The sequence below is a fragment of the Mycolicibacterium peregrinum genome, from assembly GCF_001665625.1.
GTDB lineage: Bacteria > Actinomycetota > Actinomycetes > Mycobacteriales > Mycobacteriaceae > Mycobacterium > Mycobacterium peregrinum_B.
In genome coordinates this window covers 15,943-32,556 of record NZ_LZSY01000049.1, presented here as the reverse complement: position 1 = coordinate 32,556, position 16,614 = coordinate 15,943, and the positions used below count along the sequence as shown (strand labels likewise).

Annotated in this window: 19 protein-coding genes and 1 pseudogene; 11 read left to right on the top strand and 9 right to left on the bottom strand. The window is 67.0% G+C overall.

The genetic code is table 11. The features are described 5' to 3' along the window. Both A5779_RS06625 and cysC read right to left on the bottom strand, forming a co-directional pair. On the bottom strand, positions 1 to 460 hold a 460-nt coding region (locus tag A5779_RS06625), incomplete at its 3' end, for an inositol monophosphatase family protein (RefSeq protein ID WP_330220057.1). Continuing rightward, entirely contained in the window at positions 457 to 2,265 is a 1,809-nt protein-coding gene (gene cysC / locus A5779_RS06620) for a sulfate adenylyltransferase subunit CysN (RefSeq protein WP_236734665.1), read from the bottom strand. The genes A5779_RS06625 and cysC, both read right to left, overlap by 4 nt. Here cysC and A5779_RS06615 point away from each other — a divergent pair. After that, positions 2,176 to 2,448, top strand: a pseudogene (locus A5779_RS06615) (inositol monophosphatase family protein); the annotation flags it as partial. The gene cysC and the pseudogene A5779_RS06615 overlap by 90 nt on opposite strands. A 12-nt stretch (positions 2,449 to 2,460) precedes the next feature. On the opposite strand, the gene A5779_RS06610 reads toward A5779_RS06615, so the two are convergent. Then, complete coding sequence (locus A5779_RS06610; protein WP_131811591.1) at positions 2,461 to 2,883, bottom strand: hypothetical protein; 423 nt, start codon at positions 2,881 to 2,883, stop codon at positions 2,461 to 2,463. Between the two features lie 43 nt (positions 2,884 to 2,926). Here A5779_RS06610 and A5779_RS06605 point away from each other — a divergent pair, with 43 nt between their 5' ends. After that, positions 2,927 to 3,523, top strand: coding sequence for a cysteine hydrolase family protein (locus A5779_RS06605; protein WP_064880148.1), 597 nt, complete (start codon positions 2,927 to 2,929; stop codon positions 3,521 to 3,523). 101 nt (positions 3,524 to 3,624) lie between these two features. Here the strand turns inward: A5779_RS06605 and A5779_RS06600 are convergent, their stop codons facing one another. Then, positions 3,625 to 4,662 carry a hypothetical protein gene (locus A5779_RS06600; protein ID WP_165609749.1) on the bottom strand — a complete coding sequence of 346 codons (1,038 nt, stop codon included), beginning with the start codon at positions 4,660 to 4,662 and terminating at the stop codon, positions 3,625 to 3,627. Positions 4,663 to 4,871: 209 nt separating this feature from the next. Here A5779_RS06600 and A5779_RS06595 point away from each other — a divergent pair, with 209 nt between their 5' ends. Then, complete coding sequence (locus A5779_RS06595; RefSeq protein ID WP_064880158.1) at positions 4,872 to 5,342, top strand: Rrf2 family transcriptional regulator; 471 nt, start codon at positions 4,872 to 4,874, stop codon at positions 5,340 to 5,342. Between the two features lie 6 nt (positions 5,343 to 5,348). Here A5779_RS06595 and A5779_RS06590 read toward each other — a convergent pair whose 3' ends face one another. Then, positions 5,349 to 5,732 carry a VOC family protein gene (locus A5779_RS06590; RefSeq protein ID WP_064880144.1) on the bottom strand — a complete coding sequence of 128 codons (384 nt, stop codon included), beginning with the start codon at positions 5,730 to 5,732 and terminating at the stop codon, positions 5,349 to 5,351. A gap of 55 nt (positions 5,733 to 5,787) precedes the next feature. On the opposite strand from A5779_RS06590, the gene A5779_RS06585 reads away from it, so the two are divergent. Together A5779_RS06585 and A5779_RS06580 are read left to right on the top strand one after the other, a co-directional pair. Further along, complete coding sequence (locus tag A5779_RS06585; RefSeq protein ID WP_064880156.1) at positions 5,788 to 6,312, top strand: GNAT family N-acetyltransferase; 525 nt, start codon at positions 5,788 to 5,790, stop codon at positions 6,310 to 6,312. Continuing rightward, the gene (locus A5779_RS06580; RefSeq protein ID WP_064880142.1) at positions 6,312 to 7,337 is read left to right on the top strand and encodes a nitronate monooxygenase; all 1,026 of its coding nucleotides are present in this window, start codon (positions 6,312 to 6,314) and stop codon (positions 7,335 to 7,337) included. The genes A5779_RS06585 and A5779_RS06580 overlap by 1 nt, the downstream gene beginning before the upstream one ends. Here A5779_RS06580 and A5779_RS06575 read toward each other — a convergent pair. From A5779_RS06575 to A5779_RS06560, 4 genes are all read right to left on the bottom strand, one after another. Continuing rightward, positions 7,334 to 8,218: a DUF4097 family beta strand repeat-containing protein gene (locus tag A5779_RS06575; protein ID WP_064880140.1), complete on the bottom strand. Its 885-nt coding sequence runs from the start codon at positions 8,216 to 8,218 to the stop codon at positions 7,334 to 7,336. The two genes, A5779_RS06580 and A5779_RS06575, sit on opposite strands and share 4 nt — an antisense overlap. Positions 8,219 to 8,250: 32 nt before the next feature. Next, positions 8,251 to 8,895 carry a response regulator transcription factor gene (locus A5779_RS06570; protein WP_064880138.1) on the bottom strand — a complete coding sequence of 215 codons (645 nt, stop codon included), beginning with the start codon at positions 8,893 to 8,895 and terminating at the stop codon, positions 8,251 to 8,253. After that, positions 8,883 to 10,193, bottom strand: coding sequence for a sensor histidine kinase (locus A5779_RS06565; RefSeq protein ID WP_064880136.1), 1,311 nt, complete (start codon positions 10,191 to 10,193; stop codon positions 8,883 to 8,885). Before A5779_RS06565 ends, A5779_RS06570 begins: the two co-directional genes overlap by 13 nt. Before the next feature lie 83 nt (positions 10,194 to 10,276). Then, a complete protein-coding gene (locus tag A5779_RS06560) occupies positions 10,277 to 10,699 on the bottom strand; it encodes a VOC family protein (protein WP_413784898.1) in 423 nt (140 codons plus the stop codon). 42 nt (positions 10,700 to 10,741) lie between these two features. Between A5779_RS06560 and A5779_RS06555 the strand changes: the two genes are divergently transcribed. The 6 genes from A5779_RS06555 to A5779_RS06530 all read left to right on the top strand — a co-directional run bounded on the left by A5779_RS06555 (position 10,742) and on the right by A5779_RS06530 (position 16,584). Next, the gene (locus tag A5779_RS06555) at positions 10,742 to 11,623 is read left to right on the top strand and encodes an LLM class flavin-dependent oxidoreductase (protein WP_064880132.1); all 882 of its coding nucleotides are present in this window, start codon (positions 10,742 to 10,744) and stop codon (positions 11,621 to 11,623) included. Between the two features lie 390 nt (positions 11,624 to 12,013). Then, positions 12,014 to 12,385, top strand: a complete 372-nt coding sequence (locus tag A5779_RS06550; protein WP_064880130.1) for a hypothetical protein — start codon at positions 12,014 to 12,016, stop codon at positions 12,383 to 12,385. Between the two features lie 174 nt (positions 12,386 to 12,559). After that, complete coding sequence (locus A5779_RS06545) at positions 12,560 to 13,915, top strand: LLM class flavin-dependent oxidoreductase (protein ID WP_064880128.1); 1,356 nt, start codon at positions 12,560 to 12,562, stop codon at positions 13,913 to 13,915. Between the two features lie 13 nt (positions 13,916 to 13,928). Next, positions 13,929 to 14,987, top strand: a complete 1,059-nt coding sequence (locus A5779_RS06540; RefSeq protein WP_064880126.1) for an ABC transporter substrate-binding protein — start codon at positions 13,929 to 13,931, stop codon at positions 14,985 to 14,987. Beyond that, complete coding sequence (locus A5779_RS06535; RefSeq protein WP_064880124.1) at positions 14,984 to 15,865, top strand: ABC transporter permease; 882 nt, start codon at positions 14,984 to 14,986, stop codon at positions 15,863 to 15,865. The genes A5779_RS06540 and A5779_RS06535 overlap by 4 nt, the downstream gene beginning before the upstream one ends. Then, complete coding sequence (locus A5779_RS06530) at positions 15,841 to 16,584, top strand: ABC transporter ATP-binding protein (RefSeq protein ID WP_064880122.1); 744 nt, start codon at positions 15,841 to 15,843, stop codon at positions 16,582 to 16,584. The genes A5779_RS06535 and A5779_RS06530 overlap by 25 nt, the downstream gene beginning before the upstream one ends. The last annotated feature ends 30 nt before the right edge of the window (positions 16,585 to 16,614 follow it).

Below are 16,614 nucleotides of genomic sequence, written 5' to 3'. Positions count from 1 at the left end.
TGTCCGCCGCCCGCCGGGGCTCTCTCCACCCACCCCCGGGGGGGGGGCCGTCGAAGGGGCGGGGTGCGGCCACCTCGGGGGTGGACAGCGTGGTGTTCTGCGCGGGCAGCGCGACCGCTCCCGCCACGAGTTCGCCCGCACTCCACAGTGCCACGTGTACGGCCCAGTCGTCGCGGCCCAGTTCGGAGAACTCCCGGGTGCCGTCGAGCGGGTCGACGATCCAGACCCGGTCGGCGTTCAGCCGCGCCGGATCGGCCCGTTCCTCGGCCGTGGCCTCCTCGGACAGCACCGAGTCACCGGGAACCAGCTTGGCCAACTCGGCCATCAGGAAATCGTGGGACTGCTTGTCCCCGGCGGCCTTTCGCTCGGCCGCCGTGGCATCGGCGAAGTCGGCACGGACATCGAGCAGCAGATCCCCGGCCCTGGTGGCCAGCCGGGCAGCCAGTTCGTGATCGTTCACGACGGCAATTCCAACAGCTCGATCACCAGGTCGGCCAGTTCATCGGTGCTGTGGTCAGGCGTGAGCCGCAGATCCGGGTTCTTCGGCCGCTGATACGGGCTGTCGATACCGGTGAAGTGGGTGATCTCACCGGCGCGCGCCTTGGCGTACAGGCCCTTGGGATCGCGGCGTTCGCAGTCCTCCAGCGGGGTGTCGCAGAACACCTCGTAGAACTCCAGACCCGCATCCGTGGCGACCTTGCGGGCCAGTGCGCGGTGCTCCTCCAGCGGGCTGATCGCGGGGACCAGCACAACCTGGCCGGAGTCGGCCAGAATGGCGGCGATGTGGGCCAGTCGGCGCTGGTTCTCAGCCCGGTCGGCCATCGAGAAGCCCAGATCCGCGTTCAGCCCGTGGCGCAGGTTGTCCCCGTCCAGAACGTATGCCGGAACACCCTTTTCGAGCAGCTTCTGCTCGACGAGCACCGCCACCGAGGACTTGCCCGAGCCGGACAGGCCGGTGAACCACACGGTGCGGCCCTTCGACAGCCGGTCCTCGGCGGTGCACAGCGACTCGTGCCGCACGGTGTTGGGGCTCGCGGTGTCGTGGCGGGTCTCGCGCAGCACCATGCCGGCACCCACGGTGCCGTTGGTGTTGGGGTCGATCAGGATGAACGAACCGGTGGCGGCATTGCGGCTGTACTCGTCGAGCAGCAGCGGCGCCTGGGTGCGCAGCGAGACACGGCCCAGCTCATTCAATTTGAGCGCTGTCGCGGTCTTGTCCCGGTGCAGGGTGTTGACGTCGAGCCGGTAATCAAGTCCGGTCACCTTGGCCCTGGTGGTTCGGGTGGTGTGCTTGATCAGGTATTCGCGGCCGGGCTCCAGTGACGATCCGTCGGCCATCCAGCACACGGTGGCGTCGAAATCCTGTGCGACCCGGGGCTGGTTGTTGGGCCGGGCGATCATGTCGCCGCGGGAGATGTCGATGTCGTCGGACAGGCTGATCGACACCGCCATCGGCGGGAAGGCCTCCTCGACCACACCGCTCGGGCCGTCGATCTGGGTGATGCGCGTGGGCTTTCCGGCCGGCAGCACGATCACGTCGTCGCCGGGACGCAGCACACCGCTGGCGACCGTGCCGGCGTAGCTGCGGTGATCGGCGTGCTCATGGGTCTGCGGCCGGATCACGTACTGCACCGGGAAACGGACATCGACGAGGTTGCGGTCACCGGCGATGTAGACGTCTTCGAGGTGGCTCAGCAGCGACGGGCCCTCGTACCAGGGGGTGATGTCTGATTTGGTCACCACGTTGTCGCCGTTGAGCGCCGACAACGGGATGGTGGTGACGTCGTGCACGTCCAACCGGGCGGCGAACGCGTGGAACTCGTCGCGGATCGCCTCGAAACGTTCCTGGTCCCAGTCGATCAGGTCCATCTTGTTCACGGCCAGCACGATGTGCTGGATGCCCAGCAGCGAGGCCAGGAACGCGTGGCGGCGCGACTGCTCGAGCAGGCCGTGGCGCGCATCGACGAGCACGATGACCAGCTGCGCAGTGGAGGCTCCGGTCACCATGTTGCGGGTGTACTGGATGTGCCCCGGGGTGTCGGCGATGATGAATTTCCGCTTGGCCGTGGCGAAGTAGCGATAGGCGACATCGATCGTGATGCCCTGCTCCCGCTCGGCGCGCAGCCCGTCGGTGACCAGTGCCAGGTCGGTGTAGTCGTGGCCGCGTTCCTTGGAGGTGCGCTCGACGGAACCCTGGTCGAAATGGGTTCGGCCGGAGCCAAAGTCGCCGCGGTGATCCGCGGGATCGCCGATGTGTACGTGCACGCGGGTGGGCAGTACGAGTGGGATTCGGCCGCGCCCGTCGCGGTGGCCCGTGCGGCCGGCCTGCACACCTCACGCATCGACGGCTCGCGGTTGGTCTACAACTCGGCCGACCCCACGCTGCCCGACCTGATCGTGTGCCGCCCCGAGCTGGCCGAGCGGGTACTGGCCGTCACGGCGGGGTAGTTCTCGGCGCGGTCAGGGAATGAGCATGGGCTCGTCACCGGCCTTCGGACAGGCGGTTTTGAGGTCCTGTATTGCCTCCGCCGTGCCCTCGTACCCGCGCACGTGGTTTCCCTTGCTGACCTGATCGAGCTGGTTCGCGAGAGTGCTCGCCGTCTGCCGCAACCCGGAATCCTCGATCGCCGTGGCTTCTTGGCGGACAGCGGCGGCGGCATCGGCGGCATCAGTGGACAACGTGGCGGGCGCGGGGCCCGTCATCGCCCGGTGCGTGTCGAGTTGCACGCTGACCCAATGGGCCATGGCCTGCTCGGCATGCCCGCAGTCCTCATCACTGGGCCCGTCGGCGTAGCCGACCACCACCATGATCAGCATCAGCGGCGACGCTGCGGCCAACATGACCAGCCTGACCTTGGCCGACGACCAATCCCGGAGTGCCACCAATGCAGCCTAAACGCGGTCGCGGACCACTACGCTCACCGAAATGAGCCGCCCCACGCTGCGCGAACTGGCCAGCCTCCCCGCCGCACCGGCCCGTCTCGCCGATTCCACCCTGGTCTTGATCGACTGCCAGAACACCTATACGCAGGGAATCATGGAGCTCGACGGGGTGCAGGCCGCTCTCGAGCAGACGGCACAACTCCTGGACCGGGCCCGCAGCGCGGGCATTCCGATCATCCACATCCAGCACTCCGACGGTCCGGGTTCGCTGTATGACATCGAAGGGGAGAGCGGCGCGATCATCCCAGCGGTGGCCCCGCGCGAGGGAGAACCCGTGGTGGTCAAGCAATTCCCCAACTCGTTCGTGCAGACCGATCTGGACGACCGGTTGAAGGGGCTGGGCGCCTCGAACCTGCTGCTGGCCGGATTCATGACGCACATGTGCGTCAACTCGACCGCGCGCGGTGCCTTCAACCTCGGGTACGCCCCGACCGTGGTGGCCGCTGCCACTGCCACCCGCACACTCGCGGGCCCCGACAGCGCACCGGTGCCGGCCGCGGTCATGCAGTCGGCGAGCCTGGCCGCGATGTCGGATCTGTTCGCCGTCGTCGTCCCGGACGCGGCCGGTATTCCGGACTAGCCGACTGCCGAACTGCCCCTCCGTCGCCGAGATCGACGCCATGGCTGCTGCTGCGCTCTGTGAGCAGCCCTAACGTCGATCTCGACGAAAATAGCCGGGCGTCACGGATGCTTGCAGGTCTCGTATTTGTCCATGAGCGCCTGTTCGGCGGACGGTGGTTGGTAGACGAGGAGATCGCGTGCCGTGCACCCGCCGATGGTGATGGCGATGGCGCCGGTGGCCTGACCGTTCCCGGTGATGTGTCCCTGTATCTGATCGCTCGCGGTGTAGAGGGTCGGCCCGGCCAGCGTGGCCGCCAGTGGCAGATGCCGTTGGGCAAGGGCGACTGCGTCGGCAGGCTCGTGCGAGCGGGTCTGCTCCGCCAGCCATACCGACGGTTGCACGCGGCCGTTGATCGTCAGCCTGTCGATGTGCGGGATCGTCTGGTCGGCGTTCATCCGACTCCAGACGTCGAGCTCACCGGCCGTCGGGAAGCGGCGGGCACTCTTGATGTCGGCGGGGTGATCGTCGCCCGCGCTGATCGTCCAGGTCACGTTGGCGAGTCCCGGGAACTTTCCCGACATGGTGGTGACCACGGCGGCCACGTCCGTGTAGTCGGTGGCATCGGCCAGCCGGATCGATCCGACATCGGAATGTCCCCATTCCTGCATCGTCGACCGGCCGTTGGGGTGGGTCACCGTGGCACGTAAACGTACTGTGGCCGTGGCGAATTCACGACGCATGGCGGCCCAGTCGCGGGCCTGGGAGATGATCTGTTGAGCGTTGTCGATCGGTAACCTGCCACCGTCGACTGCGAAGACGTTCCAGCCGTGGTGGGCGGCGAGCTCGGTGTGATAGCCGGTATAGTTGACCATCGTGAGGTCCTGCAGGTAGCGGGACACCACTGCCGCGAGTTGATCTTCGGTGATCCCTTCGGCGGTCTCGACATCGACGGCGAACCGCACCACGCCCTGGGCCGGGCGATTCGTCACGGTGTGGCTGACCGTCTGCACGCCGGGCATCTCGCCGAGCAATCGCGCAAGGCGCGCCACATCTGCGTTGCGGTCGGGCGGGGTGGCGTGGCAGGCGCTCAGGACTGCGGTGACAAGCGCCAGGGCGAGGGTGATCGTCAAGCCGCGCCAGGAGGTCCGGTGCCTCACACCGGTCGGCTCAATCTGCCTGCCGGCGTTACGTCTTTGCTGAACTTCACGATTGCCGTCCCTCCAGGAACAATCCACATCATGGAAAGCATTGCATACGGCAATGCCGTTCAATCGACGTGGTGAGCACGGCCGATTGCGGGCCCGAGCGGCGACACCGTTCGCCCGTAGCGGTGCGGGCGATGAGTGAGCTGGCACAATCTCAGATCATGCGGATGTCGGCGAAGGCGGAGTATGCCGTCCGAGCCATGGTCCAGCTCGCGACGGTCGGTGACGGCGAGCTGGTCAAGACCGACGACCTCGCCAAGGCGCAGGGCATCCCGGCGCAGTTCCTCGTCGACATACTCACCGCGCTGCGCACGGACCGCCTGGTCCGCAGCCATCGTGGCCGCGACGGTGGCTACGAACTGGCGCGGCCGGCCGGTGAGATCAGCATCGCCGACGTGCTGCGCTGCATCGACGGACCGCTGGCCAGCGTGCGCGACATCGGTCTGGGGGATCTGCCGTACTCCGGTCCGACCGCGGCGCTGACCGATGTCTGGCGTGCGCTGCGGGCCAGCATGCGCTCGGTCCTGGAGGAGACCAGCCTGGCCGATGTGGCGGCCGGCGCGCTGCCGGGTCACGTGGACACGCTGGCCAACGCCTACCGCGATCAGGAACACGAACGCGGCCACCGCTGAAGCCGGTCAGCCCCCGTACGGGCGGGTGATGATCTCCAGGTAATGCCCGGACGGGTCCTGGAAGTACACCCCGCGACCGCCGTCGTTGTGGTTGATCTCGCCAGGGTGCTGACCATGCGGATCGGCCCAGTGCTGCATGCCACGGTCGCGGATCTTGCCGTAGATCGCGTCGAACTCGTCCTCGGAGACCAGGAATGCGTAGTGCTGCGGCCGGATCTCTTCGTCAGGCCCCATCTGGGCGTAGTCGAGGCTGACTCCGTGATTGAGAGTCACCGCCAGAAACGGACCGAACTCCTGCGGGGCGGGCAGGCCGAACAACTCGGTGAAGAACTCGGCGGAGGCCTGCCGGTCCTTGGCGGCGACGATGGTGTGGTTGAAGGTGATGGCCATATCGGTCCAGTAAACCGCTGGACCCGCACCCCCGGCAACGGTGCAGGATGGGACCATGCCCAACACCCAGATCCTGGCCGGGCCACAGGTGCGGCTGCGCCCACCGGTAGTCGAGGACGCCGAAGCGCTGTACACCCGGATCGCCTCCGATCCCGAGGTCACGAAGTATCTGTCCTGGCGCCCGCATTCGGGGGTGGCCGAAACGCGGCGCGTCATCACGACATTGTTCAACGTCGGTGACGAGCAGACCTGGTTGGTCGAAGTCGACGGTGACGTGGCCGGGCTGTGTGCCAGGCGTCGACCTCAGCCGTACTCGGTAGAGCTGGGTTACTGCCTGGCCCGGCAGTGGTGGGGACGTGGCCTGATGTCGGAGGCGGTTTCGTTGATGCTGGCCGATATGCAACCGGATGACACGGTGTACCGGATCACGGCCTACTGCCATGTCGACAATGCCGGTTCGGCTGCGGTGCTGCGACGGTGCGGTTTGTCACTGGAGGGAAGGCTCGCACGCTACGGGATGTTTCCCAATATCAGCGACGAACCTCAGGACGTCCTGTTGTTCGGAAAGGCGGTGCGGTGATGGGCACATTCGATATTCGCGGGCTCCGACGTCCGGTGATCGTGGCGCCGATGGCAGGTGGGCCCTCGACGCCGGAACTGGCCGCGGCCGGCAGCAAGGCCGGCGGGCTCGGGTTCCTCGCGGCCGGTTATCTGACCGCCGACGCGCTCGCCGAGAAAGTCACCGCGGCACGCGATCTGACTTCCGAACCCCTCGGGGTGAATCTCTTTGCGCCGCAGCCCAGTGCGGGCACGTCCGAACAGATCCGGGTCTATGCCGACGCGCTGGCCGGTGAAGCGCAGCGCTACGGGGTGGCACTCGGCGAGCCGAGGTACGACGACGACGCGTGGGCCGCCAAGCTGGATGCGGTGCTCGATCTCCGGCCCGAGGTGGTCTCGTTCACGTTCGGCCTGCCGAGTGAGTCCGAGATCGCCCGGTTGCGCAGCGCCGGCGTCACCACGGTCGGCACCGTGACGACTCTGGACGAAGCCTGGCTCGCGGTGAGCCGCGGGGTCGATGCCCTCGCCGTCCAGGGACCCGCAGCGGGTGGGCACCGCGGCACGTTCGATCCGTCCGCCTCGCCCGGATCGCAACCACTGGACCACCTGCTGGCCGACGTACTGTCGGCGGTCGACATCCCCGTAGTGGCCGCCGGTGGGTTGATCAGCGCCGACGACGTTGCGGGCGTTCTGGCTGCGGGCGCGGTGGCGGCTCAACTCGGCACGGCGTTCCTGCTGGCCGATGAATCCGGCAGCAGCCCGGTGCACCGGGACGCGTTGCGGAGCCCTGAGTTCACCGAAACCGTTGTGACGCGGGCATTTTCCGGCCGGTATGCACGTGGATTGCGCAACCGGTTCATCGTCGATCACGATGGACAGGCGCCGTTGGGCTATCCCGAGATCCATTACCTGACCAGCCCGGTGCGCAAGGCGTCGGTGGCCGCAGGCGACCCGCAGGCCACCAATGTCTGGGCCGGCACCGGGTGGCGCCAGGCCCGCACCGGTTCGGTGGCCGAGATCATGGAGGGGTTGACCCCGGACCGCTAGCGCTGTCCGAGTCCGACGTCCTCGACGACGACGTCGCCGTCATCGGAGCGCACCGTGACCTCGGCGGCGGCACTGTCGGGAACGGTCGTCTCGGGCACCCGCACCTGCGTCGAGGATCCGGACTGGGCATGCACCAGATACGGCCCACGCCCGGGCAATCCGATGGTCACATCGCCGTTGCGGCTCACCGCATCCACCCGCCGCGGCGCGGCGTCACGGAAATCGACGGCGATGTCACCGTCGGACGTGGTGGCGTTGAACTGTTCGGTGACCGCTATGGGGGAGCGCGAGAAGATCTCACCGTTGACGGTGTGGGCCTCGACGCGGCGGGCCGCACCCCGCAGGATGATCGGCCCGTCCGTGGTCCGCGCGATCAACTGGTCCAGGTCTGCCTGCGCGATCACGGTGCCGATCTCCTGCTCGGTGCGCACCGTCAGCCGCCGGGCCTGCTCGGGCGGTACGGAGACGGTGATCTCACCGCCGCGGGCCCATTCCAGGACGCGAGACGGATTGCCCAAGATGGCGATGCGGGTCTCGTCGCCGTCGGTGGTGACCTGCAGTCGGTGTGCGCCACTGTGGGTGGTGTTCACCAGGCGCAGATCGGCCGCGGCGTCGCGGGTTTCGCGGTCCGCGGTGATCCGGATCGCGACGGGGATGTGTGCGGTGTCGATGACCAGTGATCGCATCGTGCCCGGCAGGGCCTCGTGGTCAGTGATGACTCGGACGTTGCTCACGGCCCACGCCGCGAAACCCAGCGATGTCACCGAACCGGCCACGAGCAGCGTGGCCGCGACGATCAGGGCGAGACGGAAGGTGGTGCGCCCGCCGGGGTTCAGCTGGGGTGGTGGGTTGACCGGCGGCGGAGGGGCGATGGTGGTCACGTTGAAAGTCCTTCCCGGTGTGGATGTTCGGTCTAGGTCTCGAGATAGCGCAGCACTGCCAGCACGCGGCGGTTCTCGCTCTCGTCGGGAGCGAGGCCGAATTTCGTGAAGATCGAGGCGATGTGTTTCTCGGCCGAGCCGACCGAGATGTGCAGTGTCGTGGCGATGGCCGAGTTCGTCCTGCCTTCCGCCATCAACTGCAGGACGTCGCGTTCGCGCGGGGTCAGCTGGTCCAGTGCACTGTGGCGGGCCGAGCGGACGAGGATCTGTGACACCACCTCGGGATCGAGCACCGTGCCTCCTCCGCCCACGACGGCGACGGCGTCGAGGAAGGCCGGCACGTCGGCGACCCGGTCCTTGAGCAGGTAGCCGAATCCTCTGGTGTCCGAGGCGATCAGATCGGCCGCGTACCGCTCCTCGACGTAGTGGGAGAGCACCAGCACCGGCGACTCGGGGTTCTGGCTGCGCAGCAGTGCCGCGGCCCGGATGCCCTCGTCGGTGAACGTCGGCGGCATCCGGACATCGAGGATGGCCAGGTCGGGGTGGTACTCGTTGACGAGCCGCAGCAGGTTGGTGGCGTCGGGCACCCCGGCGACCACCTCGTGTCCGGCGTCGGCCAGGATGCGTTCGATACCGGCCCGCAGCAGCGCCGAGTCCTCGGCGATCACGATGCGCATGGCAGCACCGCCGTGACGATCGTCGGGCCGGTGGCGGGACTGGACACCGCGAAGGTTCCGCCCGCGGCGCGTACTCGTTCGTCGAGTCCGCGCAGGCCGGTGGCGTTCTCGCCCGCGTCGACGACGGCTCCGCCCTTTCCGTCGTCGAACACCGATACGTGCAGCACGTCGGCGGCCTCGTCCAGGCGCACGGTGACCACCGCCTGCGAGGCGTCGGCGTGCTTGGCGATGTTGGTCAACGCCTCGGCGACCACGAAGTAGGCGACCGATTCGATCTCATCGGGCAGCCTGCGGGGCAACTCGATGTGCAATGTGGTTGGTACCCCCGAGGTTTCGGCACGCTGCACCACAGAGGACAGTGCCGCGTCGAGTCCACGATCGGACAGGATCGTCGGGGCGATGCCGCGCACCACGTTGCGCAGCTCCACCAGCGCGCTCTTGGCGTCGTCGTGGGCCTCGGCGATCAGCGCCTTGGCGGCGGGCGGATCCGAATCCAGTTTGGTCTGCGCCAGCCCGATCGTCATCGCCAGGGACACCAGGCGGGGCTGCACGCTGTCGTGCAGGTCCCGCTCGATGCGGTGCCGTTCGGTCTGTGCCGAGGACACCGCGCCCTGCCGGGCATCGGCCAGCGCGCTCACCTGATACTCCAGGGCCGCGGTGGGTGACGGCGACAGCAGCCATCGATCGATCGCGGCATCGACCGCGGGCGCGAGGATCAGGATGGCGACCGCGGCGATGACGGCGATGATCGCCAGCAGCCACGTGACCGGCGGGGACAGGAACACCAGACCGGCATCGTCGTCGCTGTGCCGGATGGCGACGGCCGCGGCCGGGCCCAGGAAAGCGAACGTCAGCAACGCGAATGCCAGGCCGGTGGCCAGCATGTCGTACGTCATCCGCAGGTAGTGGTGGCAGACGCCTTTCCAGAACCGGGTACTGCTGATGTCCAGCCACAGTTGGTGAGCCCAGCCCTGGACGCCGGTATGCGGCGACAGTCGGCGGGGCGGGACGCCGAGACCGAAACCGAATACGGCTTCGCTTCGGGTCCGCTCGAACCACTCCACGCCGCGCATCAGGTAGATGAACACCACGCCGGCGAGCAGGAATCCGATCACCGACGGGATCGAGGAGACCCCGATGACCATGATGGACAACGGAATCCAGAACCACACGAGCGCGACGGCGGCGCCGGTGATCATCGATGCGGTCGGTACGACGCCGATGTTGCGTGATGTCGACACGGGCTCAGACGCCGGCGGGGCAGGCGTGGGCAGGACGGTTTCGCTGGGTGCGACCATGCCTCCAACCTACGAAGTTGTGCGGTGTGGCGACACAGCGTTTTCCCCAGACCGTGCTGGGGGATAACCCCCGGATCGGGGATCTACTTCGGCGCGGTGAGCTCCAACGCGATGTTGTCCGGGTCGCGGAACTCCAGGATGTAGGAAGGGCCGATGTCCTTGACCGGTTCGTGCGCGATATCCAGATCGTCGAGGTGAAGCGCGGCCTCGTTCAGTTCGGCGAGGCTCCTGAGCCGGAAGGCCAAGTGGTCCAGCCCGGTTCGGTTCTCGTCGAAGGCATCCCGGCCGACCGGGCGCAGTCCGATCAACGTTGCCCCGGCGTCGTAGATGACCCCACCTGACAGGAAACTCAGCCTGGCGCGGGTGGCGACGTCGGCGTCCTGCGGCAGCTCGATGAGGACCGGCCAGCCGAAAACGCTCTCGTAGAACTGCCGGGACCGTTCGATGTCGGTGACCGTGAGCCGCACATGCGCGACCGAGGACGTGGTGATGGCCATGGGGTTCATGCTGCCACCACGACATGACAGAATCCGTGGGTGCGTGTGGGGATGACGATGCCGGTCATGGAGCCTCAGTTGGATGCGACGACGCTGCGATCCTGGGCGCGCGTCATCGACGGAGGCCCGTTCTCGTCGCTGTGCTGGGGTGAACGCATCGCGTTCGACAACCCCGACAGCCTGACCCTGCTGGGCGCGCTGGCGGCCTGGACCGACCGGGTGCGGCTGGTGACCACCGTGGTGGTGCCGCAGCTCCACGATCCGGTGATGCTGGCCAAAGGCCTGGCCACCGGAGATCTGCTCAGCGGCGGACGGTTGACCGTGGGCATCGGTGTCGGCGGCCGTCACGAGGACTATCACGCGGTCGGCGCCGACCCGGCGTCCCAGACCCGGCGGGGAATGGCCGAGCGGGTCGCGGTGATGAAGCGGGTGTGGGCCGGCGAGAAGGTCACCGAATCGGTGCTCCCGGTCGGGCCGCCGCCGGTTCAGAGCGGTGGGCCCTCCCTGCACATCGGCACCATCGGGCCCAAGACCATCCGGGACGCTGCGGCCTGGGCCGACGGCGTCGCCGGCACGACTCTGGATCTGGATGTAGACCGCCAGGCCGAGTTGTTCGACATCGCCCGCACCGCCTGGGCCGAGGCGGGCAAGTCCAAGCCGCACCTGGCCACCTCGTTCTGGTTCGCGCTCGGTGAGCCGGAGGAGGCCCGCGCGCAGGTGCACCGGCACCTGCGCCGGTACATGAACTGGATCCCGGCCGAATACGTCGACGCGATGGCCCCCGCGACCGGCTGGGCGGGCACCGAAGAGGAACTGATCGAGGTGCTCGGCAGGTTCCAGGACATCGGCACCGACGAGGTGCACCTGATCCCGACCAGCTCCGACATCGACCAGCTGCGCCGCGTGGCCGAGGTGGCGAAAGTCTTCGCCTGAGCGTCCTTGCTGGACGAGTCCAGCAAAACGTGATCAAGATCATGGAATAAGCGCCTCGTAGTCTGGATCTCTGTTCGACGTGGAGATTCCCGACGTTTGTTCGCGCGGAAAGGCGCGGTGCCGACTTTTGGGGGTTTCCGCTCAATGCCTGTTCGCAGACCTTTGATTCAGGCGTGTGCGGTGTTGTTCATCTGACCGTTACCGGGTGTTCGCCCGGGGTGCCCTGAGTGTGGGACACCGGCGTGGGTGGCCGTGGGCAAGTCCAGCGCACGTTCGGCTACAGCAAACGATGTCAAGGGTTCGTCAGTGATCGGCGCTCGCGCGGTTCTGGTACTAGCGTGTCGTTCGACGTCGTCGTCAGACGGCGGGGATACAACAGTTGGGGAACTCATGATCCAGAAGAGCTTGATCGCCACGACCCTCGCCGCGGGGGCCATCGGGGCCGCCGTGACGCTGGCCGCGCCGGCATCGGCCGATTCCAAGGGCAACAGCACCGTCGGATGCTCACCGTGCGACCGGGTGAATTCGTCGGTCACCGATGCCGTCACCGACGCCGCCAAGAGCGCGCTCACCGGCGGGGTCGACCTGCCTGAGAGTCCCATCGTCGACAAGTGGACGAAGTTCCCGGGTGAGACCGCCGAGAAATGGACCTCGTTCCCGGGCAAGACCGCCGAGAAGTGGGCGACGTTCCCCGGCAAGACCGCCGAAAAGTGGGGAAGCTTCCCGGGCAAGGTGCTGAAGAAGTGGACCGGCCTGGGCTGAACCCGGCCGGAGGGCACCAATCTCACTCACGAACGAGCGTGTGGCAGACAAGCCGCACGCTCGTCTCGTATCTGCGGGTTAGCTGAAATTTCGCTGATCTTAACTGTTCTCGCAGCACAGCCCGCCCCCTGAAATAGACGCAGCCCGGTTCACCGACCAAAGGAGCCCGTCGCAATGGCTGCGCCTGCACGGCAGTTGCACCTCAACGCATTCCTGCGCAACATCGGCCAGCACGAAGCGGCGTGGCGCCTCCCCGAAACCGATCTGTCGGGTATCACCGACATCACCCACTACATCGAACTGGCCCGCATCGCCGAGCGCGGCAAGCTCGACGCGGTGTTCTTCGCCGACCATCCGGTGCTCAAGGACCAGACCGAGTTTCGCCCGTTCGATGCGCTGGACCCGATCACCCTGGTCGCAGCGCTGGCCGGCGCAACCACCAACGTCGGGCTGATCGCGACGGCATCCACCACCTACAACGACCCGTATGGGTTGGCGCGGCGGTTCGCCACGCTCGATCACGTGAGCCGGGGCCGGGCCGGCTGGAACGTCGTGACGACGGCCAACGCCTCGGCCGCGGCCAACTTCGGGGTACCGAACCACCCGGATCCGGAGGCGCGGTACCAGCGCGCCGACGAATTCCTCCAGGTTGCACTGAAGTTGTGGGACAGCTGGGAAGACGACGCCATCGTCGGCGACAAGGACGCGCCCCGTTTCGTAGATCCGGCGAAGATCCACGCGGTCAACCACTCCGGCCAATATTTCGACGTGGCCGGACCGCTGGAGGTACCGCGGTCCCCGCAAGGCCATCCGGTGCTGTTCCAGGCCGGATCTTCGGAGCCCGGTAAGGATCTCGCGGCCAGGTACGCCGAGGCCATCTTCACCGCCCAACCCACACTGGACGAGGCCCGTGACTTCTACCGCGACGTCAAGATCCGCATCCGTCGGTTCGGTCGCAACCCGGACCAGGTGCACATTCTTCCCGGACTGTCGACGATCATCGGCAGCACCGAAGCCGAGGCGCAACAGCGTCAGCGCGAACTCGAAGAACTCACCGTGCCCGATTACGGTCTCGAACAACTGAGCGCCATCGTCGGATTCGCGGTCACCAAGGCCGATCTCGACCTGAAACTGAGCTTCCCGGCCGAAGACCCGGGCGACACCTTTATCAAGAGTCGACTCACCCTGGTGAAGCGGTTGGTCGAGACCGGCAACCTCACCGTTCGGGAGTTGTTGCTGCGGCTGAGCAGCGGGCGGGGTCATCGGTTGTTCGCCGGCACACCCGAGCAGGTCGCCGACACCATCGAGGAGTGGTTCACCACCGGCGCCGCCGACGGTTTCAACCTCATTCCGCCGGCGCTGCCGTCCTCGCTGACCGACTTCGTCGACCACGTCGTCCCAGAGTTGCAGCGCCGCGGCATCTTCCGGGAGGAATACACGGGAACCACCCTCCGCGATCACCTCGGCCTGGACCGGCCGGCCAACCGATTCACCACCGGCGCGGATGCTTCCGTGTCGGCCGCGAGCTGACAGGGAACCTGATATGCGTAATCCGTTGACCCGCGTGACCCGGGTGATCGTTGCCGCCGGCCTGGTCGCGGGCCTGGTAGCCGGCTGCCAGTCGTCCGGATCCGGGGCGCAGGGCAGCGGCGGACTGTCGGCCGACGCACCGATTCCGGTGGCGGTCCCGAAGGGGACCACCTTGGTGGTGGCTGATGACGCGAACCGGCTCAAGACCCTGTTCAGACTCTCCGGTGAGCAGGACCGGCTGAGCGCCGACGTGACCTACGCCAACTTCAGCAGCGGCCCGCTACGTCTGGAGGCGATCCGGTCGGGCAATGCGCAACTGGGCCGGGTCGGCGATGTCCCGCCGATCCTCGCGCAATATTCGGACGCCGGGGTGCCCATCGTCGGGGCGGTCAAATACGACGGCAACGGGCTGGTGCTGGCAACCTCGCCGGGTTCGGGCATCAAATCGCTGAAAGACCTGGCCGGCAAGAAGATTGCGATCAATGAGGGCACGGCGCAACAGGCGGTCGTGCTGCGCAACCTGAAGTCCGTCGGCCTGAGCATCAAGGACCTACAGCCGATCAATCTGGGTCTGGCCGAGTTCGCCGACGGTCTGCGGGCCGAACAAGTCAACGCCGCGGTGCTCAAGCAACCGGACCGGGTTCGTTACCTCGCTTCCACACAGGGGGAGGGGAGTATCGAAATCCCCAACGCCCCGGGCGCCTATCCCGGCTTGTATTACGTCTACGCCAGTGGGGAAGCGCTGTCCGACCCCGCTCGCGCCGCGGCCATCCGCGAATTCGTGATCGCCTGGTATCGCGCCGAGCAGTGGCTCAATGGCAACAAGCAGACCTGGATCGACGAGTACCTGATCAAAGACCAGAAGGTCAGCCCGGAGGATGCCGAGGCCATCGCCGCGGCCGACGGTAAATCCTCCGTACCGGGGTTCACGGATGAGCTGATCAACACCCAGCAGGAGACCATCGACCTGCTTCAGCAGGCCGGGGCATTTTCCGGGAAAGAGTTGCACGCCAAGGACGAATTCGATTCCCGGTTCGCCGATCTCAACGCGACGTCGACGGGCAAGCAGTGACCACCGTCCAGACGGCGCCCGCTTCGACGGTCACAGCGGGCACGGGGGCCGCTGGGCGCCAGGACTATTCGCATCTGGAACATCGGTCGGGCACGCAGCGTCGCCGGAGGCTTGGGCCCGGACGCGCCATCCCGGCGTCGTTGGCCATCGGACCGTTTCTGCTCGTTGTGGTCTGGATCGTCACTTCGCAACTGGGGATTCTCGATCCGCGCACCCTGCCGCCGCCGCTGGACATCCTGCGCACCGCCGGTGAGATGTGGTCGGACGGCCGGTTGCCCACAAACATCCTGGCTTCCCTGAAACTGGCGTCCGTCTCGCTGGCCATCGGGGTGACACTCGGCCTGGTGCTGTCGCTGATCTCCGGGTTGAGCCGCGTCGGGGAGGCGATCGTCGATGGGCCGGTCCAGGTCAAACGCGCAGTGCCGACCCTGGCGATCATCCCGCTGGCGATCATCTGGTTCGGCATCGGCGACACCATGAAGATCATCATCATCGCCACGAGCGTCCTGATCCCCGTCTACATCAATACCACCGCACAGCTCAAGGGTGTGGACCTGCGTCACGTGGAACTTGCTGAAACCGTTGGGCTTTCCCGCAGCCAATTCATCCGCAAGGTGGCCATACCCGGCGCGCTGCCCGGCTTCTTCACCGGCCTGCGGCTTGCGGTCACCATCTCGTGGACCGCCTTGGTCGTCGTCGAACAGGTCAATGCCACCAGTGGTATCGGGTACCTGATGACCCAGGCCCGCCTCTACGGGCAGCTGGACATCGTGGTGGTCGGCCTGTTGGTCTACGCGGTGTTCGGACTCACCGGGGACTACGCGGTTCGCGCCGTCGAGAGGAGAGCGTTGTCGTGGCGGCGCGCGCTGGGAACCTGACCGAGGAAGTTGCCGTCGTTCGGCAACTGAGCCGATCATTCGGTGGCTCAACGATTCTCGACTCGGTGGACCTGACCATCCGCAAGGGCGAATTCGTGGCCCTGCTGGGACGCAGCGGCTCCGGTAAGAGCACGCTGCTGCGCGCTCTGGCCGGGTTGGACCACGGGGTCGCCGGCACAGGGGACCTGTTCGTCGCCCGTGATGTATCGGTGGTGTTCCAGGATTCCCGGTTGCTGCCGTGGTCGCGGGTGCTCGACAACGTCGCCCTCGGGTTGTCCGGCAGTGAGGTCAGACAACGAGCGAGCGCGGTGCTCGCAGACGTCGGCCTGGCCGGGCGCGAGCGAGCCTGGCCGTACGAGCTGTCCGGCGGTGAACAACAGCGTGTGGCACTGGCCCGGTCACTGGTGCGCAATCCCGCGCTGCTGCTGGCCGACGAACCTTTCGGGGCGCTCGATGCGCTCACGCGGGTTCGTATGCACCACCTGCTCAAGGAGTTGTGCGCGAAGTACGAGCCCGGCGTGCTACTGGTGACGCACGATGTCGACGAGGCCGTAACCCTCGCCGACCGGGTCCTCGTTCTCGACGGCGGATCGTTTGTCGTCGATCGACACCTGGATTTTCAGACTCCCGACGCCCGTACCTACCGCAATCCCGAGTTCGTCGCGCATCGCGAGGCGCTGCTCGCTGCGCTCGGGGTGGGGGCGGGCGAAGGGCCCTGAACAGATCAGTGGTGATCCGCTGTAAACGGA